At 50.8% G+C, this 26,548-nt stretch carries 25 protein-coding genes; 9 read left to right on the top strand and 16 right to left on the bottom strand.

Features of this window, described 5'->3' with window-relative positions:
* Positions 1–18: 18 nt before the first annotated feature.
* Both ACQY69_RS08860 and ACQY69_RS08855 read left to right on the top strand, forming a co-directional pair.
* Positions 19–459, top strand: coding sequence for a helix-turn-helix domain-containing protein (locus tag ACQY69_RS08860; RefSeq protein WP_428260166.1), 441 nt, complete (start codon positions 19–21; stop codon positions 457–459).
* Positions 450–848, top strand: coding sequence for a helix-turn-helix domain-containing protein (locus tag ACQY69_RS08855; RefSeq protein ID WP_428260165.1), 399 nt, complete (start codon positions 450–452; stop codon positions 846–848). Before ACQY69_RS08860 ends, ACQY69_RS08855 begins: the two co-directional genes overlap by 10 nt.
* A 55-nt stretch (positions 849–903) precedes the next feature.
* On the opposite strand, the gene ACQY69_RS08850 is transcribed toward ACQY69_RS08855, so the two are convergent.
* The 4 genes from ACQY69_RS08850 to hslO form a co-directional block, all read right to left on the bottom strand.
* The gene (locus ACQY69_RS08850; protein ID WP_428260164.1) at positions 904–1,851 is read right to left on the bottom strand and encodes an AEC family transporter; all 948 of its coding nucleotides are present in this window, start codon (positions 1,849–1,851) and stop codon (positions 904–906) included.
* Between the two features lie 140 nt (positions 1,852–1,991).
* The gene (locus tag ACQY69_RS08845; RefSeq protein WP_428260163.1) at positions 1,992–3,509 is read right to left on the bottom strand and encodes a DUF1846 domain-containing protein; all 1,518 of its coding nucleotides are present in this window, start codon (positions 3,507–3,509) and stop codon (positions 1,992–1,994) included.
* A gap of 136 nt (positions 3,510–3,645) precedes the next feature.
* Positions 3,646–4,071 (bottom strand): DUF1934 domain-containing protein, encoded by a 426-nt coding sequence (locus ACQY69_RS08840; protein WP_428260162.1) that lies wholly within the window; start codon positions 4,069–4,071, stop codon positions 3,646–3,648.
* A gap of 14 nt (positions 4,072–4,085) precedes the next feature.
* Positions 4,086–5,000, bottom strand: a complete 915-nt coding sequence (gene hslO / locus ACQY69_RS08835) for an Hsp33 family molecular chaperone HslO (protein WP_428260161.1) — start codon at positions 4,998–5,000, stop codon at positions 4,086–4,088.
* 189 nt (positions 5,001–5,189) lie between these two features.
* Here hslO and ACQY69_RS08830 point away from each other — a divergent pair, with 189 nt between their 5' ends.
* Positions 5,190–6,743, top strand: coding sequence for a S1C family serine protease (locus tag ACQY69_RS08830; protein WP_428260160.1), 1,554 nt, complete (start codon positions 5,190–5,192; stop codon positions 6,741–6,743).
* A gap of 132 nt (positions 6,744–6,875) precedes the next feature.
* Here ACQY69_RS08830 and ACQY69_RS08825 read toward each other — a convergent pair whose 3' ends face one another.
* From ACQY69_RS08825 to ACQY69_RS08770, 12 genes are all read right to left on the bottom strand, one after another.
* Entirely contained in the window at positions 6,876–7,733 is an 858-nt protein-coding gene (locus ACQY69_RS08825) for a hypothetical protein (RefSeq protein ID WP_428260159.1), read from the bottom strand.
* A gap of 169 nt (positions 7,734–7,902) precedes the next feature.
* Complete coding sequence (locus ACQY69_RS08820) at positions 7,903–10,008, bottom strand: ATP-binding SpoIIE family protein phosphatase (protein ID WP_428260158.1); 2,106 nt, start codon at positions 10,006–10,008, stop codon at positions 7,903–7,905.
* A complete protein-coding gene (locus ACQY69_RS08815) occupies positions 10,001–10,582 on the bottom strand; it encodes a GNAT family N-acetyltransferase (RefSeq protein WP_428260157.1) in 582 nt (193 codons plus the stop codon). The genes ACQY69_RS08820 and ACQY69_RS08815 overlap by 8 nt, the downstream gene beginning before the upstream one ends.
* A 9-nt stretch (positions 10,583–10,591) precedes the next feature.
* On the bottom strand, positions 10,592–11,083 hold the full coding sequence (locus ACQY69_RS08810; protein ID WP_428260156.1) for an RNA polymerase sigma factor: 492 nt from the start codon (positions 11,081–11,083) through the stop codon (positions 10,592–10,594).
* Positions 11,073–11,264, bottom strand: a complete 192-nt coding sequence (locus tag ACQY69_RS08805; protein WP_428260155.1) for a hypothetical protein — start codon at positions 11,262–11,264, stop codon at positions 11,073–11,075. The genes ACQY69_RS08810 and ACQY69_RS08805 overlap by 11 nt, the downstream gene beginning before the upstream one ends.
* The gene (locus ACQY69_RS08800) at positions 11,264–12,673 is read right to left on the bottom strand and encodes a radical SAM protein (RefSeq protein WP_428260154.1); all 1,410 of its coding nucleotides are present in this window, start codon (positions 12,671–12,673) and stop codon (positions 11,264–11,266) included. Before ACQY69_RS08800 ends, ACQY69_RS08805 begins: the two co-directional genes overlap by 1 nt.
* 18 nt (positions 12,674–12,691) lie before the next feature.
* The gene (locus ACQY69_RS08795) at positions 12,692–13,126 is read right to left on the bottom strand and encodes a hypothetical protein (RefSeq protein ID WP_428260153.1); all 435 of its coding nucleotides are present in this window, start codon (positions 13,124–13,126) and stop codon (positions 12,692–12,694) included.
* A gap of 9 nt (positions 13,127–13,135) precedes the next feature.
* Positions 13,136–13,573, bottom strand: a complete 438-nt coding sequence (locus ACQY69_RS08790) for a bacteriocin (protein WP_428260152.1) — start codon at positions 13,571–13,573, stop codon at positions 13,136–13,138.
* A 73-nt stretch (positions 13,574–13,646) separates the two neighbouring features.
* The gene (locus tag ACQY69_RS08785; RefSeq protein WP_428260151.1) at positions 13,647–15,830 is read right to left on the bottom strand and encodes an NHLP bacteriocin export ABC transporter permease/ATPase subunit; all 2,184 of its coding nucleotides are present in this window, start codon (positions 15,828–15,830) and stop codon (positions 13,647–13,649) included.
* Positions 15,831–15,839: 9 nt separating this feature from the next.
* Positions 15,840–18,020 carry an NHLP family bacteriocin export ABC transporter peptidase/permease/ATPase subunit gene (locus ACQY69_RS08780; RefSeq protein ID WP_428260150.1) on the bottom strand — a complete coding sequence of 727 codons (2,181 nt, stop codon included), beginning with the start codon at positions 18,018–18,020 and terminating at the stop codon, positions 15,840–15,842.
* 8 nt (positions 18,021–18,028) lie between these two features.
* Positions 18,029–18,505 carry a hypothetical protein gene (locus ACQY69_RS08775; RefSeq protein ID WP_428260149.1) on the bottom strand — a complete coding sequence of 159 codons (477 nt, stop codon included), beginning with the start codon at positions 18,503–18,505 and terminating at the stop codon, positions 18,029–18,031.
* Between the two features lie 54 nt (positions 18,506–18,559).
* On the bottom strand, positions 18,560–18,859 hold the full coding sequence (locus tag ACQY69_RS08770; RefSeq protein ID WP_428260148.1) for an STAS domain-containing protein: 300 nt from the start codon (positions 18,857–18,859) through the stop codon (positions 18,560–18,562).
* Positions 18,860–19,402: 543 nt separating this feature from the next.
* Here ACQY69_RS08770 and ACQY69_RS08765 point away from each other — a divergent pair.
* The 6 genes from ACQY69_RS08765 (at position 19,403) to aroA (ending at position 26,547) form a co-directional block, all read left to right on the top strand.
* Positions 19,403–20,707, top strand: a complete 1,305-nt coding sequence (locus tag ACQY69_RS08765; RefSeq protein ID WP_428260147.1) for a leucine-rich repeat protein — start codon at positions 19,403–19,405, stop codon at positions 20,705–20,707.
* A 214-nt stretch (positions 20,708–20,921) separates the two neighbouring features.
* Positions 20,922–21,863, top strand: a complete 942-nt coding sequence (locus ACQY69_RS08760; protein WP_428257570.1) for a DDE-type integrase/transposase/recombinase — start codon at positions 20,922–20,924, stop codon at positions 21,861–21,863.
* Between the two features lie 396 nt (positions 21,864–22,259).
* Positions 22,260–23,270: a 3-deoxy-7-phosphoheptulonate synthase gene (aroF, locus tag ACQY69_RS08755; RefSeq protein WP_428260146.1), complete on the top strand. Its 1,011-nt coding sequence runs from the start codon at positions 22,260–22,262 to the stop codon at positions 23,268–23,270.
* A gap of 9 nt (positions 23,271–23,279) precedes the next feature.
* Positions 23,280–24,119: a prephenate dehydrogenase gene (locus tag ACQY69_RS08750; protein WP_428260145.1), complete on the top strand. Its 840-nt coding sequence runs from the start codon at positions 23,280–23,282 to the stop codon at positions 24,117–24,119.
* 59 nt (positions 24,120–24,178) lie between these two features.
* Positions 24,179–25,288, top strand: coding sequence for a 3-dehydroquinate synthase (gene aroB, locus ACQY69_RS08745; protein ID WP_428260144.1), 1,110 nt, complete (start codon positions 24,179–24,181; stop codon positions 25,286–25,288).
* On the top strand, positions 25,285–26,547 hold the full coding sequence (gene aroA / locus ACQY69_RS08740; RefSeq protein ID WP_428260143.1) for a 3-phosphoshikimate 1-carboxyvinyltransferase: 1,263 nt from the start codon (positions 25,285–25,287) through the stop codon (positions 26,545–26,547). The genes aroB and aroA overlap by 4 nt, the downstream gene beginning before the upstream one ends.
* Position 26,548 lies beyond the last annotated feature (1 nt).

The following is a 26,548-nucleotide window of genomic DNA, read 5'->3' as shown; positions in this document are numbered from 1 at the left end:
GATTTACGGAGGAACGACATGCATATTCAGGAACATAAAGAGCGTCGCAGGCTTTATCAGGCTCATAAATACATCGCCGGCAACTTACGTCTGCTGAGATGTGTCAACGGTCTTAATCAGGATCAGGTGGCTGTAAAACTCAATATGTCCAGATCCAGCTACAGCAGCCTGGAAGGCGGGAGCCGCATCCCGGATATCGTCACACTGTACGAGATCTCCCAGCTATACGACATAAGCCTGGATTATCTGCTTTCCTTTGACATTTCCCAGCATGTGCTTTCCCTCATAAAACGCGGAGCCTGCGAAACGGATGCCCATACCTTTCTGGAAAACTATCTGAGCCTTTCTCACGCCGGTCGCGAGCACATAAAGGCAAAAATAGAACAGCTGGCGATCCGCGACAAAAGCTTTAACAGATTTCCATGGAATTACGAAAGCGGGAGCGGCCAATGGGATTGAACCTGGATATCCTCAGCAGGAACCTCAAGCTTCTCCGCACCGCCAACGGGATGAGCCAGGAAGAGCTGGCCGATAAGATCTATCTGACCCGTTCCACCTACTCGACCTACGAATCGGGCGCCAAACCCCCTGATCTTCAGACCCTGGACGCTCTCACGTCGCTCTACGATATCGGCTTCGAAAGCCTCATCAATTACGACTTGTCCAAAGGCCTGATAGGGAAAATATATTTTGACGCGGAAAGCCGCCAGATAGCTGAGCTTCTCAACAATTACGAAAGCCTTTCCGTAGCATCGAAAAACGCTATTAAGGAAAGGCTTGATGTCATTCTTGAAAGAGAAGCCATCTTCTATCAGGAAATGGCTTTCCCGAAGAAGCGCAGCGACTGACAGCCGCAGCTCCGCTATAGTCGTTCAATGAGCCGGCCGACATCTACGGCAACCTCTACATGAACAGCAACTCTATCAGATTTATGGAAACAGGCACTGTTACCAGCGACGCTACCGTACTGAGGAACAGGGTCTTGCTGGAAGGGCCCGGATCCTGGCCTTCCTGCTCCGACAGCATGGACACTGTAGCCGCGACAGGAAAGCACGCTCCCAGGACAACGACAGCCTTTATCATCGGATCCAGTGGCAGGAAATACACTACCCCCACTGTTATCAGCGGCAGCAGTATCAGCTTGACCGCGCTGGCCTCTATTATCACCCGGCTCTTTATTATATCTTTGAAATCGTAACCGGCCAGACTGGAGCCGATGAATATCATAGCCATCGGCGTCGATATGTTCCCCAGATATACAAGATATTCGTCCACCGCCGCAGGGATGATGCCTCCCAGAAGGCTCAGCACGAAGCCTATGATGAGCGCCAGTATATTGGGGTTTACCATCAGCTTGAGGGCGGCCTTGAAAAACCTGCCCGGGGTCGCTTTTCGCTTGTCCGTGAAATTTCTCTTTATCAGCTTTATCCCATATGTAAATGTAAACAGATTCATCGCCGCGTTGTGAGCCAACATCAGCAGCAGGCCGAAATCACCAAAGAATATCAGCGTCACCGGGAACCCCATGAACCCGTCGTTAGGCATTATCATAGCCAATTCCAGGACGTTGGATTCTTCCCGCGGGAATTTTCTCAGCCTGGCATACAGCCAGCACACAAGGCCGTAAAGGATAAAACACACAAAACTCAGCACAAACGCTATGATAAAAGCTGTCAGCACCTTTCCCGTCGTCTCAAGGCTCCCTATATTGTGGACGATAAGACATGGATAGGCAAAATATACGATCAGCTTGTTTATGCTGTGGTTCATTTTGTCATCTATAAAATTTATCTTTCTTAAAAACCATCCCGTAAAAAGAATGGCAAAAAGCACGAAATACTGCCCGTACATTATGATCGTCGCTCCTGAAATGTATAGCTTCCCATTGGCCTGCGGCATCGAGCCGTCAAGTCATCTCGATACACATGCCGCCAGCCGATCCCGTTCCGACCTTCCGGATCGCCGTGAAACGGAGGTCGCTGCCGTGATCATCAGCCGTAATACAAATTGTTGGTTATGTATTCCGGATCACTGGTTACATCTATGCCTAACGCCTTCAGCGTCGTCTCGTCCTTATCGCTGAGAATAGCAGTGCAGTGAGCCCTGCATCCTCTGAGGCAGACCAGCTTGGAAAGAGCTGCTTCCGCGGCCGGATTGGTAGCCGAAGAGATGGTCAGCGCCGTGAGTATCTCCTCACAGTTAAGGCTGGTCTTCTCCGACATCAGCACGTTGGTCTTAAGCTCCTGTATGCTCCTGAGTATATTAGGAGATATCAGATGTATCTCATCCGTTATCCCGCTGAGATATTTTACAGAATTGAGTATGGCCGCAGCGGCGGCGACCATGCGTCTGGAGCTTCTTCCGGTGATTATGGTACCGTCTTCCATTTCCATGGCCATCACTACGACATTGACATATCTTTCATCACAGTTCCTCTTCTTCTCAGCATACTCGCGGGCAGGAAGGACCACCTTCCTGTCCTCCGGAACGAGAGACAGCTCGTCCATCAGCAGCTTTATACGCTCCAATGTCTCATACTCTATCCTTCCCTTCTTATAATCACACTGAGCTATCAGATGTCTTCTGATGATCTCCTGGCAGGCCGCTTCCCTGACAACAACATCATCGGTTATGCAAAATCCCACTCTGTTGACGCCCATATCGGTCGGCGATCTGTACTCGGACTCTTCGCCTGTTATCTTTTCTATTATCCTCTTCACAACAGGAAAAACTTCCAGATCTCTGTTGTAATTGACAGCCATCTCCCCATAAGCTTCCAAATGGAAAGAATCTATCATATTTACATCCCTCAGATCAGCCGTAGCCGCTTCGTACGCGATGTTCGCAGGATGCTTGAGCGGTATGTTCCAGATCGGGAACGTCTCGAATTTGGCATAGCGGACTTTCTTTCCCATCCTGTACTCATGGTAAAGCTGTGAGAGACATGTGGCCAGCTTCCCGCTGCCGCCGCCCGGCCCTGTCACCACTGCCAGCGGCTTGGACACCTCTATGTACGGATTGGCTCCATACCCCTCATCGCTGACGATGGTGTCCACATCGGTAGGATAACCTTTGGTGAACCTGTGGCGATACGTCCTGATGCCTCTGTTCTCCAGCCTGTTGATGAACTTATCCACCGCCGGAAAACCATCTTCATATCTGGTGACCACGACACTGTTGATCTCCAGGTCATACTTTCTGAACGTATCGATAAGTCTCAGCACCTCCAGATCATAAGTTATACCGAAGTCCTGCCTTGTCTTGTTGGTGGTGATATCGCCGGAATAGATACAGATGATGATCTCCACCTGGTCCTTCATCTTGTGAAGGAGCTTTATCTTGGCATTCTCATCAAAGCCGGGCAATACTCTCATGGCATGCTTATCCTGCACCAGCTTCCCGCCGAACTCCAGATAAAGCCTCTGTCCCGCGCCTTCGCCTATCCTTTCCAGTATATACCTGGACTGTTCCTCGATATATTTTTCCGCGCTGAAACCTACTTGTGACATTTCTTCCTCCCATTTTCCTCAGTTGCTCTACAGATACGCTATGGCACACGTTACCGTCGTCACTACCATAATGACTACTATGGCTAACGTTACCACTCTGATGGCCTTCTTGCTCATCATAATTATCTCCTCCCAACTACATCAACGTTATGTTCAGCCTGTTACGGCCTTCCAACAGACCTTTGAGACTGATGCTGTAATCTATGTCTATATGTCCGTCGCCATGTTCCGATAAGGTGTTCTCCAGATCGTTGGTCAGCACCTCCATCTCTATGGCGCCAAAGGGCGTCTCATAGAACCCGGTATATCTCTTTCCTTTCTCGAAGCGTATCTCACTGCCCGCTCCCGCGCCTGCGCCAAACCGTTTCATCTGCACTTCACCATCCTTCAGCTTGAGTCTGGTCTTGCACCCCGGCACGCCCGACAGCTCGCTTTCTTCGTATATCAGATATATAGCCTCACCTCGTTTATAGAGCTTGGCCTCCGTGACGAATTCCATGAAATCTTCGCCCGTTTCATCGTTAGCCTGCCGGCCCTTTATCCTTATCATTATCTCTTTCATCCACTTCACTCCTATCACATATGGTTCAGGATCTCAGTCAGCTCCTGCCGGCTGAAATCATATTTTTTAAGACAGAAATGACATTGGAGCTCAGCTTTCCCGTCTTCCTCGATTATCTCCCTCATGTCCTCCTTGCCTATGGTAGCCAACGCCCTTGCCATCCTCTCGCGGCTGCAGTCGCACTCCCATCGGATCTCCCGTTCTTCCAGCGCCTGTAACCGGTATTTCTCAGGCATATCAGCGAATATCTCTTCCATCAGCCTGCGAACGATACCCGACTGGGAAAGTCCCGGAGTCTCTTCCATGACCCGACTTATGGAAGTCGTCAACGGCTCCATTTTTCCTATCATTTCCTCCAGCGCATCCACGGCGGCCTCTTCAGCCCCCGGAAGCATCTGTATTATCATACCGCCTGCGGCGCCTATGGAAAGGTCGCGCTCCACCTTTACTCCAAGGGCCACAGATGAATTCTGTTGTTCCGATATATAAAAATATGCTGTCAGATCGTCGGCTATCTCTCCGCTGACCAGAGCGATAGTCCCCATATAAGGTTCCTTCAGACCCAGATCCTTTATGACTGTCAGTTCTCCTTCTCCCAGCGCGCCTCCCACGTCCAGCTTGCCATTTTCCTTAAGAGGCAGATCCACGTAAGGATTCGCTATATACCCTTTGACCGTGCCGTCTCCATGGGCGGTCGCCAGTATTTGCCTTGCCTGTCCGTTACCTTTGAAATTGACTGTCAGTTTATCCTCATCACTCTTGAGCATTATACCCATCAGACCGGCGGCCGTCAGCACCCTGCCCAGCGCCGCCGACGCCACGGGTGTCGTATCATGTATGGAAACGGCTTCCTGTACCAGATCTGTCGTCACCGTGACATACACTCTGTAGGAACCGCTCTTGTCTACTGCGATCATAGCCTTGCTCATCCTCTGGGTTCTCCTTCTTATTTCAAATCAGCGCGGCTTTTACCACGCTATTTCGATTTTATCATATTATGTAGGAAATGTTTAATCTTTTCTACAGATATTCACATATTTTCAACACCAAAACCACATAATGAATCCGTATAGTTATATTAACAGAGAAACTACCCTGTAAAAAAAGAGGTGAAATATATGAAAGATTACGGAGATAGCAATAATAACAGCTATGAAAACGAAACTACCAACTATGAACCAAACTTCATCATGAAAGATCCTGACCCGGAGACAACGACCGGCTCCACTGCGGAAAGCTCTGCCAGCGGACAGGAGACTTCGGCGGCCGGCCAACATGAGAGCACCGGGACTTACCAGCACGGACCGCATCATACAGGCAGCTTCAGAGATCCACGGGAAAATTTCAGGAGCCGCAGCACATACGGCAGCGCTGATGATACTGCCGATGCCAGTACTACAGCCGCGGACAATACGGGCGGCTTCAGCGACAACGGCACAGCCTGTGATCCGCAGGCCGCCTCAGAGTACGACGCCATGAAAGGCGCCTCCGCTTCGTGGGACAACCACAATGGTCTGGGCAAAGTACATGGCAAAAAAAGGGAATCAAAACCCATATCTCTTACGAGAAGATCCCTGGCTTTGATAATAGCACTCTGCGTATTCCTGTCAGCAGGCTTTGGCATAGGCGGCGCCGCGCTGGGCAATCACTTGTCTGACGGAGGATCTTCTTCCAGCAGTTCCGGCAGTGTCAGTGGCGCCGGGTATACCCTGGAAGACGCCACCGGCAGCGACCTTACAGTTCAGGAGATCACCGCCAAGGCAAAGCCAAGCGTAGTGGAGATCAAGACGGAAAGCGTATCCTCCGATTCATGGATGCAGCAGTACGTCACTGAGGGCGCGGGAAGTGGGGTTATAATAACAAACGACGGTTACATCGTGACCAATAATCACGTCATCGAAGGAGCCAACAAAATAATGGTGACTACCGCTGACGAAAAAGAATACGAAGCGCAGCTCGTCGGTACTGATTCCATCACCGATGTAGCCGTCCTCAAAATAGATGCCAGCGACCTGACTCCTGCCACATACGGCAACAGCGACCAGCTGGCGGTAGGCGACCTGGCGGTAGCCATAGGGAACCCTCTGGGTGAACTGGGAGGCACAGTCACCGCCGGGATAATAAGTGCCCTCGACAGGGAGATAGCCATAGATGGGAAGACCATGACATTGCTGCAAACTGACAGCTCCATAAATCCGGGCAACTCCGGCGGCGGGCTCTTCAACGGGGATGGACAGCTGATCGGTATCGTCGTTGCCAAATCTTCAGGCTCCGACGTAGAAGGACTTGGATTCGCCATCCCTATCAACACAGCTGCCGACGCGGCTCAGCAGATAATTGATCAGGGCTATGTCAGCGGCCAGCCGTCCACCGGTATGTCATATACCGAATCCTCCGGCCAGAACAGCATCGACATGCTCTTCAACAGCACCCAGAGCACGACCAGCGTCTACATCGCGTCAGTTGACGGAGAAAACGCCAAGGCTGCCGGATTCCAGGTGGGCGACAGAGTCTACGCTGTCGACGATACGGAGATAACATCCTTCAACGATCTTTCCTCCATCGTGACAGCCCATGAGGTAGGCGACACTCTGACATACACCATAGTCAGGGACGGTCAATCCATGGATATCAGCTTCCAGCTGGAGGAAAGGACAGGGGAATCGAACTAGCTGTCCGGCGGTACCGATTCCGGAATAAAAACAATGCCGCGATACAGCGGCCTTATATAAATCCGGGGCTGCCGCATCAGATAAAAACCTGATGCGGCAGCCCCCTTTTTAATTGTTATATCCATCTTCACATCACAATACGTCCACTTCTTCTTTAGTAAGTCCGGAAGCCTTCGATATGAATGCTGTTTCCGCACCCAACGCCTTCATGTTCCTGGCTATCTTCAACTGTTCCTCGATCCGGCCTTCGTTCAACCCATCTTCCAATCCACGGACATATCCATCCTCTTCTCTTATGGCTTCACACTCTTCTCTCGTCAACTCTATCCTTACCAAACTCACGATATCACCACCGTTCCTCTCGAGAAACTCCGTCAGTATCCCTTTTCTCATACATTCCCTCACACTCTCCTCCACAGCTTTCTGCAGTCCCTTCTCCTGCTGCTTTTCCCTTATCATATGGATGAACATGCTGTATTCGTTGAGCGTCTTGCATCTCTTCAGGATATCTGCTCCTTTGTCGTAATTGACATTTATCACCTTTACTCTCGCTTCTAAGGATATTTTACCACATTTGGCTATGTATGCGTCGGAAAGTTTCAATTCCTGCATGATCGGCTGATCCTCCGCACCATTATACAACATGTACAATTCAGGCGTGGGTATTTCTATCCGTCTTCTGCTGTATACCTTTTTTGTCAGACCTCTCCTCTCGTATTCTCTTGCCGCATAACTGAGCATCCTCAAAGGCATATTGGGATTCACTGTGGCCTGATGCTCTATCATTACGATGAACCTGTTATCCATGATAAATGACAAGTCATTCTTGATATCACCGAAGAGAGCATCCTCCAGCGTCACTATCTCTATCTCCGTATCTTTACTGTAGCTTCTTCCCGACAGCGCATTGTACAGTTCTATCAGCTTTTCCTTATCGTTAAACAGCTGTCTGAAAACGCCGTCCTTATAGCTCCTCTTGATTTGCTGCATATCGCTTCCCCTGTTGTCTTCCGCTTTTTACCTTTATTACAACTATTTACCATATTATATCTTTATTTACAATTTTTGTCAATGCGTTGGTTGCGGAATCTTCTGCTTCGGTTTCACAGGGGTAAACGAAATATCCTTAAAGACATATATCCATCTCGCCGACTGCCTTCTACTTTTCAGTGCATGTCTCGAATTTTTTCCGTATCCGGAGTATGTTCTGCCCGTCCCTGTATTCATAAAACATCTCATCCATGCTCTGTTTGACGATGAATATCCCTACGCCTCCGATCTCCCGCTCTTCCGCCGATCCCGTCACGTCGGGAGCCTCCTTCGCCAATGGGTCGTACGGGATGCCGCGGTCGCGGAACGTGAGCTCTACAGCTCTCTGCGCGCCGTCTATGTCGATATCCACGGCCGCCTCTCCCGTCTCCTGCGGATAGGCGTAATGGGCGATATTGCTGAACAGTTCGTCTATAGCGATATTTATCTGCATCTGCGTCCTGACCGGCACGTCGGCCGCCTGCATCTTCATTTCCGCAAACTCCGTCACCTTCGGAATGTTCTCATCGATCGCCGCGAGGGTTATGGAATCGTGCAAGCGGGCGCTCTCCGCGCCCCTGTACTGCAGGCACATCATCGTGATATCGTCAAACTGCGGGCAGTCCTCCGTAAAACGGTCTATTCTCCTCTTTACCGTCAGGATCGTATCCTTCGGATCCATATTCACCGCCGCGTTCAGCGCATCCAGCATGCGTGCCGGGCCAAACATCTCCTCGTTTGGCCCCGTGGCTTCCGGCACACCGTCCGTATAGAGAAACAGCCTGTCGCCCGGCTCCAGCAGTATCTCGTATCCGTGCTGAGGGATGTTTTCCATACCGGCCAGTACAAATCCGTGTCTGTCCTTCAGGCGCTCGTATCTTCCGCTTCTTCTGCAGATCGCAGGGTATTCGTGACCGGCATTGGCACAATCCATCTTTCCGGTAGATATCTGCAGTATCCCTATCCATGCGGTGACGAACATGTCGGCGCGATTGTTCTCATAGAGCCTGTCGTTCACAGTTTCAAGCACTTCCTGCGCCGAAAGCCCGCTCTGCGCATAATTTTTCAGAAGAGTCTTGGATACGACCATGAACAAAGCGGCGGGCACGCCTTTTCCGGATACGTCGGCTATCACCATGGTCAGATGATCGTCATCCACCATGAAGAAATCGTAAAAATCTCCGCCCACTTCCTTGGCGGTGACCATGGAAGCATAGAGATCGAATTCCTCCCTGTCCGGGAACGCCGGGAATATGCTTGGAAGCATATCCGTCTGGATCTTTGCCGCGATATCAAGCTCAGCCCCAATCCTCTCACGCTCTGCCGTCACGGAGGTCAGTTTATCAATATAGCTGTTGATGTCGATCTCCATCTGCCGCACGCTTTTGGCCATCTGCTCGATCTCATCTCCCGTGGAGATCTGCAGCAGCTTTTCTGAAACCTCCGTCTCATTGTGCACGAACGCATCCACCTCGTCCGTTACCAGCTGAATCGGCCTGATCACGGCATGTCGCAGATATGCGAGGAATATCACGATCACTATGGCCGTCAACAGGGCTCCCAGAAATATAACATGGGTCACGTATTCCCTGCGTTCGTCTTCCAGTGTCTTCATGGCCAGCTCCACCCCGATGATCGCGACCGCTTCCCCGTCCGAATTTTCGACAGGGACTATCGCCGATGTGTTGTATCCGAAGTCGCTGTGAGAATAGAAATAATTATCGCTTCTCTTGCCCGTCTCATAAATGTATTGTGAGTCTTCGAGAAAGCTTTCGTTCATGGCGCTCCTGTCCCCCGGACGGAAAGGCTCCATATCGTCCGCGGGGTTGTCCGCGTCCGCAATATATGTCAGCGTGCTGACGACATTTCCGCTTTTATCGGTCTGGTCGGCGATATAGATGTAGTTGGCGCCCATCTGCATGCGCACCATGTCAATGAGGGCCACGATCCTCCGATACTCTTCATCGTCCTGTATCTGCCTGCTGATCTGCAAAAGATCGTCGTCGTCCGCAGTTCTGATATCCGCTGCGGCTTTCTCTATCCAGTCTCCGTCAAGTGATTCCCTGACGGTATAAGCGATGTGATATGCCTCGTCGTTATACATCTTTTCGATGACGTCCGTATACTTCACATATCCTACGACACAGCCCGAGGCAATGACAAAAAAGCCGAGTATGAGAAACCCGACTGTGAATTTAAGCGAAAGTCTCTTTTTGTACCTGCCTGTATCACTCATCGTCGTCTACCTCTTTTGCATAGACCGCACCGTCGCAGGTGCACGGCTGACGGCCGCATACCGGACACATGAGCTCTTCGCACGAAGCCCACGGACGGCTCTGTATATCCAAAAACCGATATCCGCACCGCTCAAGATGCTTTCTCGCGGGAATCTCCGTGCCCTGCACCCATGCAAGCGCAAATATTTTCCTGACTTTTTCCTCATTAAACAGCATCCGGGTTGCATGATTGAGCAGAGATGCGGCTATTCCCTGATGTCTCGCTTCGTTTCTGAGCGCGATGGACTGGGCCACGCCGATCCTCGTATCTGCCGCCATACCGTCGATAGCTGCAGCGAATGGAATATCCGCCGCCATGCCCGCATAGCAGTAAAAAATCCCTTCGATTTGCCCGCGCTTTAATACAACGAAAAAGTAATGATCTTCCTTCCGGCAGATCTCCTTTATCCTCTCTTCCGAATACAGTCCTTTGCCCAGCAGGTCGTCGCATATTTTTTCCGCTTCCCGTACTACCCCTTCAAATTCGGGAGCCTCGGGCTCGATCTGTATTACTTCATATTCCCCAAGATGCATATTACCTCCTCAGATACCCATGTGCTTTCTCAGGTCAGACAGCACTTTCTTGTGAATGATCTTCATATTCGCATAGGACATGCCCATCGACGCCGACATCTCTTTGAGGGAGATGCCGCTGTAATAGTGCAGGATGATGATATCGCGCTCACGCTGCGGGAGCTTTTCCAGTGCCTCCGCAAGCTCCTCCAGGCTTTCCTCCCGCAGGATCACATCGAAATCATCGCCTGCACAGGCCACGTCCTCGTTCAGCTCTTCATGGATGTGCAGTCCTCTGTAATGATCCGTCAGCGCATTGCGTGCTATCGTATAGATCCATGTGGCAAGGGGCGCCTTCTCCGGGTCAAAAGACGGGAATCCCTTTACCACCTTGAGCATCACTGAGGAGCTCACATCCTCGGCTTCCTGCTGTGACGACAGCTTTGAACGCACATACCCCAGTATCTTAGGATAATATTCTTCGTATATGCGTTCTATCGTCTGCCTGTCTTTATTCATCATCACCCGGAATGCCCTTTTTCTTATGGCGTGCTCCCGGATCGCCCGCCGCATTCACAAGTCCGAGATCTTCATCCGACAGCGCTTTGGCATAGGAATCTTCCGCCTGCCTTATAAGCGCCTCCAGCCGTTTGTTCCCTGCAAAGCGCTGAAAATCAAACATCTGTCTCAAGTATTTTTCCATCAGCTGTTCTCCTGCTTTTTCTCAACAGCAACAGGAGCAATATTTCTCCAGTCTCCCATTACTTCAGTAAGCTGCTGATAATATCCTTTTAAGAAAAATATGCATTTAAGCGGATCCTTCTCCCATTTGCCTCCTGCCAGTACAGTCGCGATGGCGCGGCAGCCTCCCACGCAATATTTAAAATACTCACAGCTTCCGCACTGCGGATTGTTGCGTTTAAGATCGCCAACCGTAAGACAGACTTCGTCGAGATAAGCCCCGCTGCGAAGCAGGCTCTGCAGTCCGTCCTCCTTTACGTTGCCTAATTTGACGCCCCGGCTTTCAAAGAACCCCGATATCTGATGACACGGGAACACATTTCCGTTGGCGGTGACGGCCACCATACCGCGAGCTCCCCTGCAGACCGGCAGGCTGTCCCGGTACTCTCCCGGGCCGCACTCCACAGGCCGTGCCCTGTATGTTCCGCTGCCCGGAAATATATCGGCGAACTGCCAGATATTGAGAATCATTTGGCGTGGCTTTTTTAAATATGCTCCTATGAGATCCAGCATCGCTTCATAGTATTCTTCGATGCTCAGCGTCGCACCGCCTGAATTCAGCTCCCACCTGGGCACTTCCGTCGTGCGGATCAGTCTGATCGCATCGACGCCCATTTCCTCCAGAGCTTCCGCAGTCTCCATCAGCGTATCGAGATTCTTTCGATGCACATTGGTCTGAGACATCACGGTAAATCCGTATTCCTTGCACAGGGCAAATGCCTGCAGCGCTTTTTCCTCGGCGCCTTCCCGGTTTCGCGTCCAGTCGTGATGCCCGATACCGTCAAATGATATCTTTATCAGTATCCGCTCATCCAGCTCCTTCAGTCTCGCCAGAGACGCCTCGTCGATGAAATGTCCGTTGGTATTGATCTCCTCCACGAACATCCCCCGGTCATAGACAGCCTCCAGGATATCGAAGAAATTTTTATGTAACATAGGCTCTCCGCCCGTGATGGTAAAGGCATTGATGCCGCATCTGTCCGCTTCATCGATGAGTTTCATCGCTTCTTCCATCGAGAACTCGCTCATAAGAGGCGCATTGTCCGCCGCGTTGAAGCAATGCAGACAGTTATAATTGCATTTCCCCGTTATCATCCAGTTGAGCGCCGGGAAATAACGGTTATCACATACCTTTCGCTCCTGCCAGCGGGTAAGCGTCTCGCCTTTAAAAGCCGGTCGCGCAAGGCCTGTCGCGGCGATCTTCTTCAGATCTTCCGCCGATTCGATATCCTGCTTCCCATCGCAGCGGCAGAGCAGCTCAAAAGCCTCTTTGGAAAGTCCATGAGCGTCGCGGTCTCCCCGGATATAAAACGCATGAGGTACGAGCCTCCATGAGCGAAGAGCTACATTTTCATTCAAAATACATTTCATTTTATCTTATGTCCCCTGCTATTCTGCAGTCAAACGGCAGTAGCCTGTCCCGCCTTTAAAGCAGAGCCAACGGCACCGTCCGCACTGCCCGTCCTTGCTGACTCCGAACCATGTCTTTCGCAGCGTAAAACTATCCTTGGCATATACAAGCTCATCTGTTTTTATTCCCATATAGCTGGTCTTGGTGGTCCAGTTGCTTTCATATCGACCGTTCATGCAGTTCAATGCCGAGGTCACCACGACGAAGCTTTTTCCGCCCACATTGACATGACACCCGCCTCCGGATACGTTGGCAAGCTCTTCATCCGACAGCTCGCCGCTTTTCCCCAGCATGGCGAATGTCTCTTCCGCTTCTTCTTCCGTCATCTCGATATCGTTTTCCTTCGCCAGCGCAAGGAGTTCTTCCGCGCTTTTCGCTCCCTTTGCTTTTTCCATCAGCTTTTCGTATTCCATGCTTTTCCCCTATTCCGCAGACTTGCTGCAATATCCCGTACCGACCTTGAAGCTGAGCCAGCGACACATCCCGCACTGTCCTTCAACGGAGAAAGTCATCCAGGTAAGTCGCAGCCTTGAATTATCTTTCGCATAAAGAAGGTTATACATCTTTTGGCCTTCTAAAGTCTCACCGACATATTCAAAGTTATTCTGATAATACCCGTTCATACACCTTAAGTGCGATGTGACCACCGTGTAGTTTTTTCCGCCCACATTGACATGACAGCCGCCTCCGGATACGTTGGCAAGTTCTTCGTCGGACAGCTCCCCGCTTTTTCCCAGCATGGCAAATGTCTCTTCCGCTTCTTCTTCCGTCATCCCGATATCGTTTTCCTTCGCCAGCGCAAGGAGTTCTTCCGCGCTTTTCGCCTCCTTTGCTTTTTCCATCATCTTTTCGTAATCCATGTTTTCCTCCTTTACTCTTTGCTTTCCCCTTTACTTATATATACGCTTCTCCTGCTGTAAGGGCTAAAAATTTTTACCGATCGATCTGCTGACGTGCCACCAGATCCGCAAATTTCCCTTTAAGGGCCATCAGTTCTTCATAAGTACCGTCTTCAGCTATTTTCCCGTTCTCCAGGTATAGTATACGGTCGCAGTGACGTATGGTGGAAAGGCGGTGAGCGATGACGATACGCGTGCATTTCAGTTGGTTCAGCGACTCCGACACCTTTTTCTGCGTCAGGTTGTCCAGCGCGCTGGTGGCCTCGTCAAACATCAGTATGCGCGGTTTCGGGGCGATAGCTCTCGCAATCATCAGCCGCTGCCGCTGACCTCCCGAAACGCCTCCGGATCCTTCAGAAATTATCGTATGCATACCCATGGGCATCCTGCGTATATCTTCCGCGATCCCCGCAAGCTCTGCCGCTTCCCACGCTTCGTCCATGGTGAGCCATGGCGCGGATATGGTTATATTTGAATAGATATCCCCGGAAAACAGCTTTCCGTCCTGCATCACGACGCCCATCCTGCGGCGAAGCGATTTCAGATCCAGGCTCGCAATGTCCCTGCCGTCAAAGTAGACAGCCCCCTTTTGCGGAGTTTCGAAGCCGAGCATCAGACGCATCAGAGTCGATTTACCACAGCCTGTAGCGCCTACAAGAGCCACATACTGGCCGGGACGGATCTTCAGCGAGAGATCGTCCACCACCAGAGGCAGATCCTCACCATATCGGAAGGAAACATTGTCCAGCTCGATACCGCCTGATATCCTTTCCACTACATGCTTGCCTTCCGAGATCTCCGGAACAGCATTCAGGATGAGTTTCACCATATCAAGCACAGGCTTGATGTTAGCCATAGTCATGGCTATACCTGCCATTCCCATGAACGCGCCTGCCACCATGCCATAGGCCGAGTTGAAGGCAAAATAATCCGCGACAGAAGTCCCGCTGATTACCGCTAAATAATACATGACCAGAGTCCCTGTCAGGGTGATCATCAAATTTATTACCGCGTTCAGTTTTAAAAACAGCGGCGGATCATACTCGAGACGTGCCGATGCGGCGCTGAGTCCTGCCCATTTGGCAAAGGCTCTCTTTTCCGCTCCGGAAAGCTTTATCTTCTGTACCCCGGAAATGAGGGAATATGCGATACCGCTCTCTTTAGCATCGATCTCCATCATGCGCCTGGTGACGCGCGTCTGGACTAGCGTCGTTATCAGAGAAACTACTATCGTCGCGAGGATCACAGCCAACGCGGGAACCAGCAGCGCCGGCGCATAGGCAAAGATCTGTGTGATATATACCAATGAAAAGACCGATGTCAGACCTGATGACAGGACGGCGGATACCAGCATACTGCACAGGGAGCTCATACTGCCCGCCCTCGACGACAGTTCTCCGGAGCTGTATTCCTTAAAAAAACCGGCAGGAAGCGAGAGCAGCCGCATCATCGTCGCAGCTTCAACCGAAAGGTTCATCTTCGTATTTATCCGCGCCATCAGGAGAGCTGATATCGAGTTTACAAACAGCCTGCTGACGGAAACGCAGACCATGAAGACCGCAACAGCCATAAGAACGCGCAGGCTGTCGCTTTCCAGCACATCGGAAAAGACCAGATTGCTCAGCTTCGGAGTCAGCAGCCCGATCAATGTCGCCGCGAGTACCGCCAGACCATACAGCACGATATCCGATACGGACAGCGTTTTCGCGATATGAAGCACCAGATCCTTTATCGTCATCCTCTTAAGCGGGAAGGATGTGTAAAAAGCGATGGCATCTTCTTCAAAGAGCTCCTGATTGCCGGAATTTATCCTTACGCGCTTTCCCTTTTCCTCGTCGAAATATGTATAGCCTGATATCCCTGCAGGCAGAAGCGATACGACTGCGCCGTCGGCTTTTCTCACGCCTATCATGGCTCCGATCGCATCCTTATACCATTCCTTTTCCAGCTTCACCGTTCTCCGCATGATGCCGTGAGGACGCAGCAAAAACTCCAGCTGTTCGTCAAAATCTTTTATGGTGTCGGAGTTCTCATCTGCTTTGATATGGTAAAAACGCAGGATATCGCCGATAGCCGTCCTTGCCCGGCGGTCGTCGGCGGCGGCTGCCACGGCGACACGTTTTCCCATGACCGCGCCCACGATCCCGGCAATGGCCTCCTGCATCATTTCATCATCATTTTGCTTTCTCTGTTTTATCTGTTCGTCAAACCAGCCCATGCTTCCTCCTTAATCGTTGGAAATCAATGATGTATAAGCCCCGCCTCTGGCGTACAGTTCTTCATGTGTCCCGCGCTCCGCCACCTTACCGTTATCCAGGACTATTATCTCGTCACAGTCGCGAACGGTGGACAGCCTGTGGGCGATCACGATGCAGGTGATCCCTCTGGCATGGATGGAATCAACCACTTCGAACTCTGTCTTCGCATCCAGCGCGCTGGTCGCTTCGTCCAATATGATGATGGTCGGATCCTGTGCCAGGACCCGGGCTATCTCCATACGCTGACGCTGGCCGCCGGAAAAATCCCTGCCGCCTTCTGTTATCTTGTATTGATAACCGCCTTCTCTCTGCATGATATCCTCGTGCAGCTTCGCATCACGAGCCGCCAGGATCACCTCAAAATCTTCGATGGACTTGTCCCACAGCCTGATGTTGTTGGCAATGGTATCTTCAAAGAGAATAATATCCTGATCGACTACTGCCAGGGATCCGGTGAATACACTCCTGTCTATCGCCGATATCGGCTTGCCGTCGAAGAGTATCTCGCCGCTCCACGGCTTGTACAGTCCCGATATCAGCTTCGAAATGGTGGATTTGCCGCAGCCCGATGCGCCTATAAAAGCCACCCGGCTCCCCGGCTCCAAAGACATGGAAAAATCCTCGATGAGAGGTTCTCCCAGGCGGGAATATCCGAAGGTGACGTGCTTCATCTCCAGCCTTCCCGACAGCTTGTCATAGGTATCCTGTGTATCGCTTTCCGGCGCTTCTTCATCCATGGGATATTCCATGACATCTTCCACCCTTTCCATTTCCGTACGCATTTCCTGCAGCGTCTGTCCCGCTGCGATGAGGGACTGCGCCGGAGCTGAAAAGGAAGTCATGAATCCCTGAAAAGCCATGATCATACCTGCGGTAAACTGACCGCACATAGTCAGCCATATCCCGAGAGCGAGAATGGCGGTATTGGTGATCTCCGTAACGATCCCGGGGATCATGCCCATATACTGATTCAGACGCTGGAATCTGACTTTCTGCGTGTTGACACTGGCCTGATAGCCGGACCATTTTTCAAAATATCCGTTTTCCGCGCCGCTGGCTTTTATCGTTTCTATCATTCCTATCCCGGCGACCGTGGCGGATGAAAGCTTTCCCGAATCCCGCATCTGCACTCGTGTGATATTTACACGCTTTGCCGAAATGAATCGCGCCACCAGCATATTTACCACGATAGATCCAAGCCCTACCAGCGTCAGGAGGGGGCTGTACCGGATCATAAGCACCAGGTAAAATACCATCATGATCGCGCTGAGAGCCAACGGCGCAAAGGTATTTACCAGCGTTCCCGCGATAGCGGCATTGGAGCCCTGACGCTGAAGGATGTCGCCTGCCATACGCTGTGAAAAGAACTCCATGGGCATGCGGAGCACCTTCCACATGAAGACAGCACTTCCTGTAACGGCCAGCTTCCCGTCTATCTTCAGCGACCATACCGCCTGTATCCAGGCGATGATAATCTGGACCGCAGAGAACAGCGCCAGTGCAAATATGAAAGGATACAACCAGTCAGGGTTCTGTCCCGTAAGGAGCCTGTCCATAAAAATTCGTGAGAATACAGGCTGTATCACTCCCAGAAGAGATGATATGACGCTGGTCAGCACCAGGAACGCCACCGCGATGCCTGCGCCCACCAATCGTTTTCGCGCGAAGGACAGCATGCTCTTGGGTTTTCCCCCGGGCTCAAAGTTTTCATCGGGTTCGAACATCATACAGATCCCCGTAAATGATCTGTCAAATTCCTCCATGGAAACGGAATAACTGCCCTTTGCCGGATCATTGAGATACGCTTTATCGTTCCTGAAGCCGTTCAGGACGAGAAAATGGTTGAAATTCCAATGTATTATGCACGGGAATTTACCGTTCTTTTTAAGATCCTCCGGCTCATAGCGGTACCCTTTGGCTATCAGCCCATAGCTTCTGGCTGCCTTCAGTACGTTTCTCGCGTTGGATCCATCCCGCGAAACACCGCAGTCGGCACGCACCTGCTCCAGCGGGAGCCATTTGCGATAATAAGCCAGTATCATCGTAAGGGACGCCGCTCCGCACTCCAGATCCTCCATCTGCATAACGACAGGTACCTTTGCCACACCCTTCAAAAGAGGTTTTTTGATTTTGCTGCTGCTTTTACCCATCTGTCACCTCAGTTCGTCAGAAACGACATCGGAGAGATCTGCTCCGTTACGATCTCCGCAGGGTAAATCCCCGCGGGGGCTGTCCCATCCAGCGTTACGGGATAGACCCATTCGCCTTCTTTCAGTTCGCCCGTATGGAGCAGGTACTCGTCAAGATCCGCTGTTACGGCAACCGGTTCCCGCTCGATACGGGATATGGTGAAGGTATCTTCCCCGATCCGAACCTCCATCCCCTCCTGAACCGATCCGATATCACTTTCCTTTACATAACATATGATCGTGCCGCTCTCATCGGACTGTGCTGCCACGTCAGTGATGGATTCCAGCTTCCCGAATATTCCCCAGACACACGCTCCCGCCAGAAGAACGATTATGGCAGCCAGCAGCAGCCATACCGAGGGATTCGTAACACGAATATAATCATTGAGCCTGTCCGGAGAAGAAACCTTTTTCAGGTTCTCCTCTCTGAAAATCTGTTTTCCCATTTTACTTCTCCTGATAATTCTTCCGAAGACAATTGTCCGGATTTTTCACTGCGATCACGATTCGATGTTCAGTATATCGACAAAGCCTGTTATTTCAAATACTTCCATGACCATCTCGTTCGCATTCCTTACTATCATCTCTCCCTGCCTGTTCATGACTTTCTGCGCAGACAGCAGTACACGCAGGCCGGCGGAGGATATATATTCCAGCGAAGACAGGTCAAATATCAGCCTTTCGGTGTCACCTACGCTCCGTTTCAGTTCCGCTTCAAGCTGGGGCGCCGTTATGGTATCGAGGCGTCCTTCAACTGTTATGGTCAGCTCTTTTCCATTGATCTTTTTATCTATGTCCATCATCTGTCCTCTTTTCTTTTTCTGAAAAATCAAAATTTCCCTTTTGTGTTTTACCCTGCTAAAATTATACAATATCGTCCCCCTCGTCACATCGCCCGTACGAAAGCAAAAATGGGCTATATCCGGCGCAGCGATCATGCCTATAAAGGCAGCACGATGTCTGTGCGAAAAATCCACGGAGTGATTTTGCAGAGGTTTAGGGGATTTTTGCATTCCGCCCCTTGTCCGTTTTTATTTTCCGCACCCGCGCGCCCATTGAGGTTTCCGCTCTTTTTTCTTTCTGTTCGCTGCTGCGAATAGTTTTGCATCAATGTTTCAAAATTTTCACATAAAACGGCAATTACGACGGTTCGCGCTTCCGAACATATACAAATGTCCTTATATTGCAGGCATACACACGTTCCCAAATGTACAGCCCGCAGTCCTGCGGCAAAAATGTGCTCTTTTCTTACCCGTTTTACTCCTGCAAACGGGCGATGGCAGATATGAGTTTTTCTGATATAGATATATATGTAAAGAAAGACAGCGGGAAGGAGAAGCGATATGAAAAAGAGGATACATGTTATAACGATCTGCATCATCATGCTGCTGACCATGGCACCTGCGGCCGCATTTGCAGCGGATAATGATGCGGCAGTCAGCAATGCGGCAGACAGTGCCGTTGAAAGCCCGATAGCCAGTGACATCGCGAGCGACACGACTATCAACGATACGGCAGCCGGTGACAAGGCAGCCGGTGACGCAGTATCAGCAAGCGCAACGTCGGCCGGTGACTGGACTTATGACGCAAGAAAAGGCACGATAACGAATTCGGATGGCCTGACGCTGACCGTAAAGAACCTCGGCAACAACAAGCTCTGCATAGGCCGCCATAATGATCCCGGGGAAGTTACAGCCATCGATCTGACGGGAGAGATAAAAGAGGGCAACGGCAATATTTTCACCTTAACTGAGATCGACGACGAAGCATTTTATTATTGCACAAAGCTCGAATCCATAAAACTCCCGGACAGCGTGAAACACATCGGGTCGGGCGCATTTGCCCTCTGCACCGGTCTCCGATCCATAAATTTTCCGCATGATATTGAGAACATCGAAGCATTGGCATTCGCTAACTGTCTTGCCCTCACGTCTGTCGAGTTTTCGTCCAGCGATGATATGGTTATATTAATCGGCGATAATGCTTTCGCCGGGTGCCGCAGTCTGAAAGCCATAATCGTCAATGCAAAACATCCGCCGCAGCTCGGTAAAGATGTATTTCTCTACCTCCCTGATAAATTCCGCATCCAGGTACCCAGCCAATGGTTTGGAAAGTATATAACAGCTTCTTCATGGCAAGCTTACTCCTGCAGGATGACGACTCTCCCCATTTCATCCATGCTCGGTCCGATAGAGCATGACTATGAAGGCGGCAAATGCGCATGCGGAAGCCTTGACTCTGACTTCGTATGCAAGATAACGGAGGGCGCCGCAGGCACATGGCATAAGGACGACAGTAATGGACTTTCATTTACTTCCAACGCTGCGTACGATACTTTCCTGAAAGTTCAGATAGACGGAAGGGATCTTGAGGGATCGTATTACAATGTCAGCGAAGGCAGCACCATCGTTACGCTGAAAGCATCGTACCTTGATACGCTGCCGCCGGGGAAGCACACTATAGCTATCGTTTCCGAAGTGGGAACGGCGACTGCCGGGTTCACGATAAATGAAGCGGCGGCCGACAGAGCGGTGCCTACCGGAGATAACAGCAATATCGCCGTCTGGGCGGCGCTGGCAGGATTTGCGTCTCTGGGAGCAGTGATATCAGTATCCTGCGGAAGAAAGCGCGGAAAGAGCGGCAGATAAATTCGTCCGGTACTGATGTTATGAGACGAGCGCCATCGGCAGCAGATGCGCTCGTCTTTCTTCTTTTTTGTCCGATCGTATTTTGAAATTTATGTAAAGTTTCGCAAAATGTAATGTGCTAAGACATATGTTACAGAAATAAATAAAAAAAGAGAGATACTTTGATACAATAGTTTTCAACCAAAAAAACAAGTATCAGTAAGGAGTATCTCTCATGAAAAGTATAACCGAAGAAATGAGATTTCGCCAGCGTTTATGTGAATATGCTTTAAAACATGGCGTAACAAAGGCTGCAAGGAGATATCATACCTACAGGCAGTTTGTATATAGACAACTGGAAAAGTACGATGGAAGCGTTCAGAGCCTTGCGCTGAGGTCCAGGAGGCCTCAGCGCAGCCCGAACGCGCATACGGAAGAAGAACTGAAGCTGATAAAGAACATGCTTAGAAGAAACGGACGATATGGTCTTGCAGAAGTATATGTAAGATGTCAAAGCAGAGGATATAGCCGAAGTTTTGAAAGCATGTGCAGACAGATAAGAAACAGGGGATACAGAAAAGTAGAGAGAAAGAAGAAAAGCTATACGAAATATGAGAACATGCAGGGGACATACCCGGGAGAGAAGGTGCAGGTAGATATCAAATATGTACCTCAGGAATGTATAAGGTTCCCGTGTTACGGAGATAAGTATTATCAGATAACGGCGATAGATGAATACAGCCGGAAGCGAGTGCTGAAGATAGTAAAAGAGAAGAGCACATACGAGACAAAGGAATTCATAAAGAGCCTGAGAAAGAGAATGGGATTCAAGATAGAGACTATCCAGGTAGACAACGGGCCGGAATTCGTAAATGACGATGATAAGACGGAAAAGGACAGTGCGTTTGAAAAAGCGGTAAAAAAGCTGAATATGGAGCTTAAGAGGACGAGACCGTATTCGCCATGGCAGAATGGGAAGGTAGAGAGAAGTCACAGAGAAGACGGGAAGATCCTGTATGGCAGAGAAGTATTCACAAGTGAGAAAGAGCTTAAGAAGAAAGTAGCGAGACACGAGAAGAAATATAACAGCACAGCGAAGACGGTATTGAACTTCAAAAGCCCTGATCAGGTAGTAGCGGAGTATTTCTCAAAGTGTAACAAATGTCTTGACAACTAAGAGAAATTTATGTAAAGTTTCGCAAAATCCCTTTACATGTCTTTTTTAAAGTGGTAGAATCGTAGCAAATATTTTTTTTAGAGGGTTTGACTATGTTGATCAGAATGTTCGCAGCTGAATATTTTTACTTTTACTTTACTTTCTTTAGAGGTAAGGTGAATTTCGCTGCGACGAGATAGCTGGTCAAAACTAACAGAAAACTTAGTTTCGAAAGGCTTCCGCGGGTGAAATTCATCCGCGGATTTTTTTATGACAAAGCCTGTCGCCGCAAGGATCGGCGCTCCGGCTTCGTCGCAGCTTTCCGCCAACGCGCGCAGGCGAAAGCTGAGCATGACCCGATAATATTCACCCGAAAAGTCATCAGAAAAAATCAGGAAAAGAAAGAAGGAAAAAAAAATGATTGTTGTATTAAAGGATAATCCGGATCAAAAACAACTGGACAATTTGGTTTCATGGCTGAAAAGCATGGGGCTTGATATCCACTTCAGCAAAGGAGAAACGGCTACCATAATGGGCCTCATCGGCGATACGTCGACTGTCGACATCGACCTCATCAACTCTCTGGATATCGTCGATACGGTAAAGCGTGTCCAGGAGCCGTATAAGAACGTCAACAGGAAATTCCACCCGGAAGATACGGTCGTTGAGATAACCGACGATGTAAAGATAGGCGGCGGTAATTTCCAGGTCATCGCAGGCCCCTGCTCCGTCGAGTCAGAGGAGCAGGTATGCCTGGTGGCCCGCGAAGTGAAGAAAGCCGGAGCAGGACTTTACAGAGGCGGCGCCTTCAAGCCCCGTACTTCACCTTACGCCTTCCAGGGAATGAGAGACGAAGGTATCAAGCTGTTGCTGGAGGCCAAGGAGCAGTCAGGGATGCCTATCGTCACCGAAGTAATGGACATTTCCCATCTTCCTCTATTCGAAAACGTAGATGTGATACAAGTAGGCGCCAGGAATATGCAGAACTTCGAGCTGCTCAAAGAACTGGGCCGTATCGACAAGCCTATCCTCCTCAAGCGCGGCCTTTCCAGCACCCTTCAGGAACTGCTGATGAGCGCCGAATACATCATGGCGGGCGGAAATGAGCGCGTGATACTCTGTGAACGAGGGATAAGAACTTTCGAGACAGCCACCAGAAACACCCTGGATCTTTCGGCCGTACCGCTCCTCAAGACCATGACCCACCTTCCCGTCATAGTGGATCCGAGCCACGCCACAGGGATATCCGGCCTGGTGAAACCGATGGCCATGGCAGCGACGGCAGCCGGAGCCGATGGACTTATGATCGAAGTCCACAATGATCCGTCTTCTGCCCTGTGCGACGGGGCTCAATCACTGACGCCCGAGGCTTTCGCGGACGTTATGAGGTCCATCGAGCAGATAAGGCCTTACGCCTACAGAGGATAGGTGATCACCATGGAGATAGGGATAGCAGGCCTGGGTCTCATCGGAGGCTCCCTGGCCAAAGCCATAAGTCAAAATACCGACAACACTGTATACGGATATGACATATCCGATCAGGTAGTCAAAAAAGCCGTGCTGGTAGACGCCATCGAACAGCCCTTGAACGACAAGCTTCTGACTCAATGCGATATCGTTGTCGTGGCTCTTTACCCGGGCGATACCATAGATTATGTGACTGAGAACGCCGACCTTTTCAAGCCGGGCGCCATCGTCGTCGACTGCTGCGGTGTAAAAAAGCCGGTTTGCGACAAGCTGATACCACTGGCTGAAGAGAAAGGGTTCCTTTTCGTCGGCGGCCATCCCATGGCCGGCCTGGAGCACTCAGGCTTTACATATGCCAAAAAATCACTGTTCAACAATGCGTCGATGATCTTTACCGCCACCAAAGGACCCATCGAAAGCATGAGCAAGCTGAAGTCTCTTTTCACTTCCATCGGTTTCACAAATATCGAGATAACCACGCCGGAGGAACATGACAGACGGATAGCTTTCACATCGCAGCTGGCTCACGTAGTTTCCAACGCCTATATAAAGAGCCCGACGGCGCAGCGGCACGAAGGGTTTTCCGCAGGCAGCTACAAGGATCTTACCAGAGTGGCCAAGCTCAATGAGGATATGTGGACCGAATTGTTTCTGGAAAATCCGGACAATCTGGTAAGCGAAATCGATACACTGATGGAAAACCTGACGCTCTACAGGAACGCTATAGCCTCAGGTGACAGCGAGACGCTGCGGGCTCTGCTTAAAGACGGAAGGGAAAAGAAGGCTCTCATAGACGGAGAGATCTTCTAGGGCAAATCCCGCCCGCGGCTGCCAGACAGCCGCAGGCAGCGATACGAAAGGATGGAGAAATGATAAAAATTACCGTTTCCGCTTCAAAGGAGTACGACGTAGTCATGGAAAGGGGCGCCCTGTCCGGCATCCCGGCTCTGATGGAAGAAGCCGGGATAATTCCCGGGAAGAAGCTCTGTATAGTGGCCGATGAAACTACCAACAGGCTTTTCGGCGGTGAGAGCTGCGACCTGTGGCAGGCTCTGGCCGGAGCAGGATTCGACATGTACAGGTATGTCTTCGAAGGCGGCGAAAAAAGCAAAACCATGAACACCATAACAGGCCTCCTCAACTACCTGGCCGACAACAGATTTTCCAGAAGCGATATGCTCATCGCCCTGGGTGGAGGTATCGTCGGCGATGTGACAGGCTTTGCCGCCGCCTCCTTCCTTCGGGGAGTGGACTACATACAAATACCGACGACGCTGCTGGCCATCGTGGATTCATCGGTAGGCGGCAAGACCGGTGTCAATCTCGATGCCGGTAAAAATCTGGCAGGAGCCTTCTGGCAGCCATCGCTGGTGGTCTTCGACCCTTACGTGCTGGATACCTTGTCCTACGACGCCATGTTGGACGGCATCGCTGAAGCTGTAAAGGCAGGCTTCATCGGCGACAGGGCCATAATAGATGAGATAAATGCGCTCACTTCAGCCGCTGACAGCGATTTCCTGACGGAGATCGCCGCACGGGCTGTGGAAGTAAAACGGATCGTGGTAGAAGAGGACGAGCGTGACACCGGAAGCAGGCAGCTTCTCAACTTCGGTCATACCCTGGCTCACGCCATCGAAAAGCTCAGCGATTACCGGATAAGCCACGGACACGCTGTGGCCATGGGGATGGTCATCGTCTCGTCCGCAGCCGATGCGCTGGAATGGAGCGAAGAACCGTGTTCAGACAGTATATGGACTATACTCACAAGATTCAAATTCCCTCTTGACTATCCATATAGCGCCAGGGAACTGACAAGAGCCGCCCTGGCCGATAAGAAGATCCGCGGCAATGAAATAACTCTCGTCATACCCCGGATCGTAGGAAAATGCCGCTTGAAAACCATACCTACAGATCAGCTCGAGGGATTCATCTCCTGCGGCATACAGCAACTGGAGCAATTGAAAGGAAAGGACATATGAATGTAAAGATCACTCCCGGAAAACTGACAGGAACACTGCAGGCACCTCTTTCCAAATCCCATGCTCATCGCTTCCTCATCGCTCAGAAGCTGGCCCGCCTTCAAGGTAACGGCAATGAATCCGCCTCCGACGTCCCGTCTTTTTCTCAGGACATCGAGGCTACGAAAAACTGTCTTGTCCAGCTGGATAAGAAGAAGCCTTTCCTGGACTGTTGGGAAAGCGGCTCTACCCTGAGATTCATGCTCCCGGTAGCCATGGCTCTTAAAAAGGAAGCTGTGTTCCTTGGAACAGGCCAGCTGCCCTACAGGCCCATCTCCCCTCTCAAAGAGGAGATGGAGCTCCATGGATGCAGCTTTACCATGAAAAACAGTCCACCCAAAGCCGGAAACAGACACATGGAAATATGTACCGTGCGGGGGCGCCTGACATCAGGCAGTTATCGTCTCGCAGGCAATATAAGCTCTCAGTTCATAACAGGGCTGCTGATGGCTCTCCCCTTGCTGGACGGGGACAGCAAACTCGAGCTGACTACCGCCCTGGAATCGGCCGGCTACGTGGATCTGACGCTGGACGTGCTGAGAGACTTCGGTATAAAAGTGAACATCGAGACATCGCCCCAGGGCTTTTACATATATGAGATCCCCGGGAACCAACAGTACATAGAGCCTGCCAGGACGACCATACAATGCGACTGGTCCAACGCTGCCTTTTGGCTGGCCTGCGGAGCCTTGGGCGGAGATATCACCCTCACCGGGCTGGAGCTTTCATCTTCCCAGCGCGACAAGCAGATCGTCCATATCCTGGAAGAGATGGGCGCTCACATAACAATCGGCGATATATCTATCCGATGCCATGGGGCCAGCCTCCTTCCAGCGGAAGTCGACGTGTCTCAGATCCCTGATCTGGTTCCCGTCCTGGCAGCGATCATGTCTCTCGCCGACGGGACTTCGATGATATCCAACGCGGAACGCCTCCGGTTAAAAGAATCCGACAGGCTCCGCACTGTCTTCGATTTCCTTTCGCGGCTTGGCGCCGATATAACTGACGGCGGCTCAGGGCTTTCCATCACAGGACAGCCCTCCCTCAGCGGAGGCACCGTATACGGCCACAATGACCATCGCATCGTGATGGCGGCCGCTGTGGCATCCTGCGGCTGTAATGCTCCTGTGATCATCAGAGGCGCCGATGCTGTCGCCAAATCTTATCCTGAGTTTTTCGACGATTTTACCGCTTTGGGCGGTAATGTACAGGAGGTGTGAC

This window comes from Gallibacter sp. Marseille-QA0791 (genome assembly GCF_965119705.1).
In the GTDB taxonomy this organism is placed as follows: Bacteria; Bacillota; Clostridia; order Peptostreptococcales; family Anaerovoracaceae; genus Lentihominibacter; species Lentihominibacter excrementipullorum.
Note: the sequence above shows the minus strand (reverse complement) of the source record. Positions and strands in the feature narration are given on the sequence as shown.

Bases quoted from the DNA above. Each gene is read 5' to 3' on its own strand.
- ACQY69_RS08810 (WP_428260156.1), bottom strand. From the start codon at position 11,083: ATGATGAATAAAGACAGGCAGACGATAGAACGCATATACGAAGAATAT.
- aroA (WP_428260143.1), top strand. From the start codon at position 25,285: ATGAATGTAAAGATCACTCCCGGAAAACTGACAGGAACACTGCAGGCA.
- ACQY69_RS08795 (WP_428260153.1), bottom strand. From the start codon at position 13,126: ATGGAATACGAAAAGCTGATGGAAAAAGCAAAGGGAGCGAAAAGCGCG.
- aroB (WP_428260144.1), top strand. From the start codon at position 24,179: ATGATAAAAATTACCGTTTCCGCTTCAAAGGAGTACGACGTAGTCATG.
- ACQY69_RS08750 (WP_428260145.1), top strand. From the start codon at position 23,280: ATGGAGATAGGGATAGCAGGCCTGGGTCTCATCGGAGGCTCCCTGGCC.
- ACQY69_RS08815 (WP_428260157.1), bottom strand. From the start codon at position 10,582: ATGCATCTTGGGGAATATGAAGTAATACAGATCGAGCCCGAGGCTCCC.
- ACQY69_RS08850 (WP_428260164.1), bottom strand. From the start codon at position 1,851: ATGTACGGGCAGTATTTCGTGCTTTTTGCCATTCTTTTTACGGGATGG.
- ACQY69_RS08800 (WP_428260154.1), bottom strand. From the start codon at position 12,673: ATGAAATGTATTTTGAATGAAAATGTAGCTCTTCGCTCATGGAGGCTC.
- ACQY69_RS08785 (WP_428260151.1), bottom strand. From the start codon at position 15,830: ATGGGCTGGTTTGACGAACAGATAAAACAGAGAAAGCAAAATGATGAT.
- aroF (WP_428260146.1), top strand. From the start codon at position 22,260: ATGATTGTTGTATTAAAGGATAATCCGGATCAAAAACAACTGGACAAT.
- ACQY69_RS08775 (WP_428260149.1), bottom strand. From the start codon at position 18,505: ATGGGAAAACAGATTTTCAGAGAGGAGAACCTGAAAAAGGTTTCTTCT.
- ACQY69_RS08760 (WP_428257570.1), top strand. From the start codon at position 20,922: ATGAAAAGTATAACCGAAGAAATGAGATTTCGCCAGCGTTTATGTGAA.
- ACQY69_RS08825 (WP_428260159.1), bottom strand. From the start codon at position 7,733: ATGCAGCAAATCAAGAGGAGCTATAAGGACGGCGTTTTCAGACAGCTG.
- ACQY69_RS08830 (WP_428260160.1), top strand. From the start codon at position 5,190: ATGAAAGATTACGGAGATAGCAATAATAACAGCTATGAAAACGAAACT.
- ACQY69_RS08805 (WP_428260155.1), bottom strand. From the start codon at position 11,264: ATGGAAAAATACTTGAGACAGATGTTTGATTTTCAGCGCTTTGCAGGG.
- ACQY69_RS08790 (WP_428260152.1), bottom strand. From the start codon at position 13,573: ATGGATTACGAAAAGATGATGGAAAAAGCAAAGGAGGCGAAAAGCGCG.
- hslO (WP_428260161.1), bottom strand. From the start codon at position 5,000: ATGAGCAAGGCTATGATCGCAGTAGACAAGAGCGGTTCCTACAGAGTG.
- ACQY69_RS08770 (WP_428260148.1), bottom strand. From the start codon at position 18,859: ATGGACATAGATAAAAAGATCAATGGAAAAGAGCTGACCATAACAGTT.
- ACQY69_RS08845 (WP_428260163.1), bottom strand. From the start codon at position 3,509: ATGTCACAAGTAGGTTTCAGCGCGGAAAAATATATCGAGGAACAGTCC.
- ACQY69_RS08820 (WP_428260158.1), bottom strand. From the start codon at position 10,008: ATGAGTGATACAGGCAGGTACAAAAAGAGACTTTCGCTTAAATTCACA.
- ACQY69_RS08860 (WP_428260166.1), top strand. From the start codon at position 19: ATGCATATTCAGGAACATAAAGAGCGTCGCAGGCTTTATCAGGCTCAT.
- ACQY69_RS08765 (WP_428260147.1), top strand. From the start codon at position 19,403: ATGAAAAAGAGGATACATGTTATAACGATCTGCATCATCATGCTGCTG.
- ACQY69_RS08855 (WP_428260165.1), top strand. From the start codon at position 450: ATGGGATTGAACCTGGATATCCTCAGCAGGAACCTCAAGCTTCTCCGC.
- ACQY69_RS08780 (WP_428260150.1), bottom strand. From the start codon at position 18,020: ATGGGTAAAAGCAGCAGCAAAATCAAAAAACCTCTTTTGAAGGGTGTG.
- ACQY69_RS08840 (WP_428260162.1), bottom strand. From the start codon at position 4,071: ATGAAAGAGATAATGATAAGGATAAAGGGCCGGCAGGCTAACGATGAA.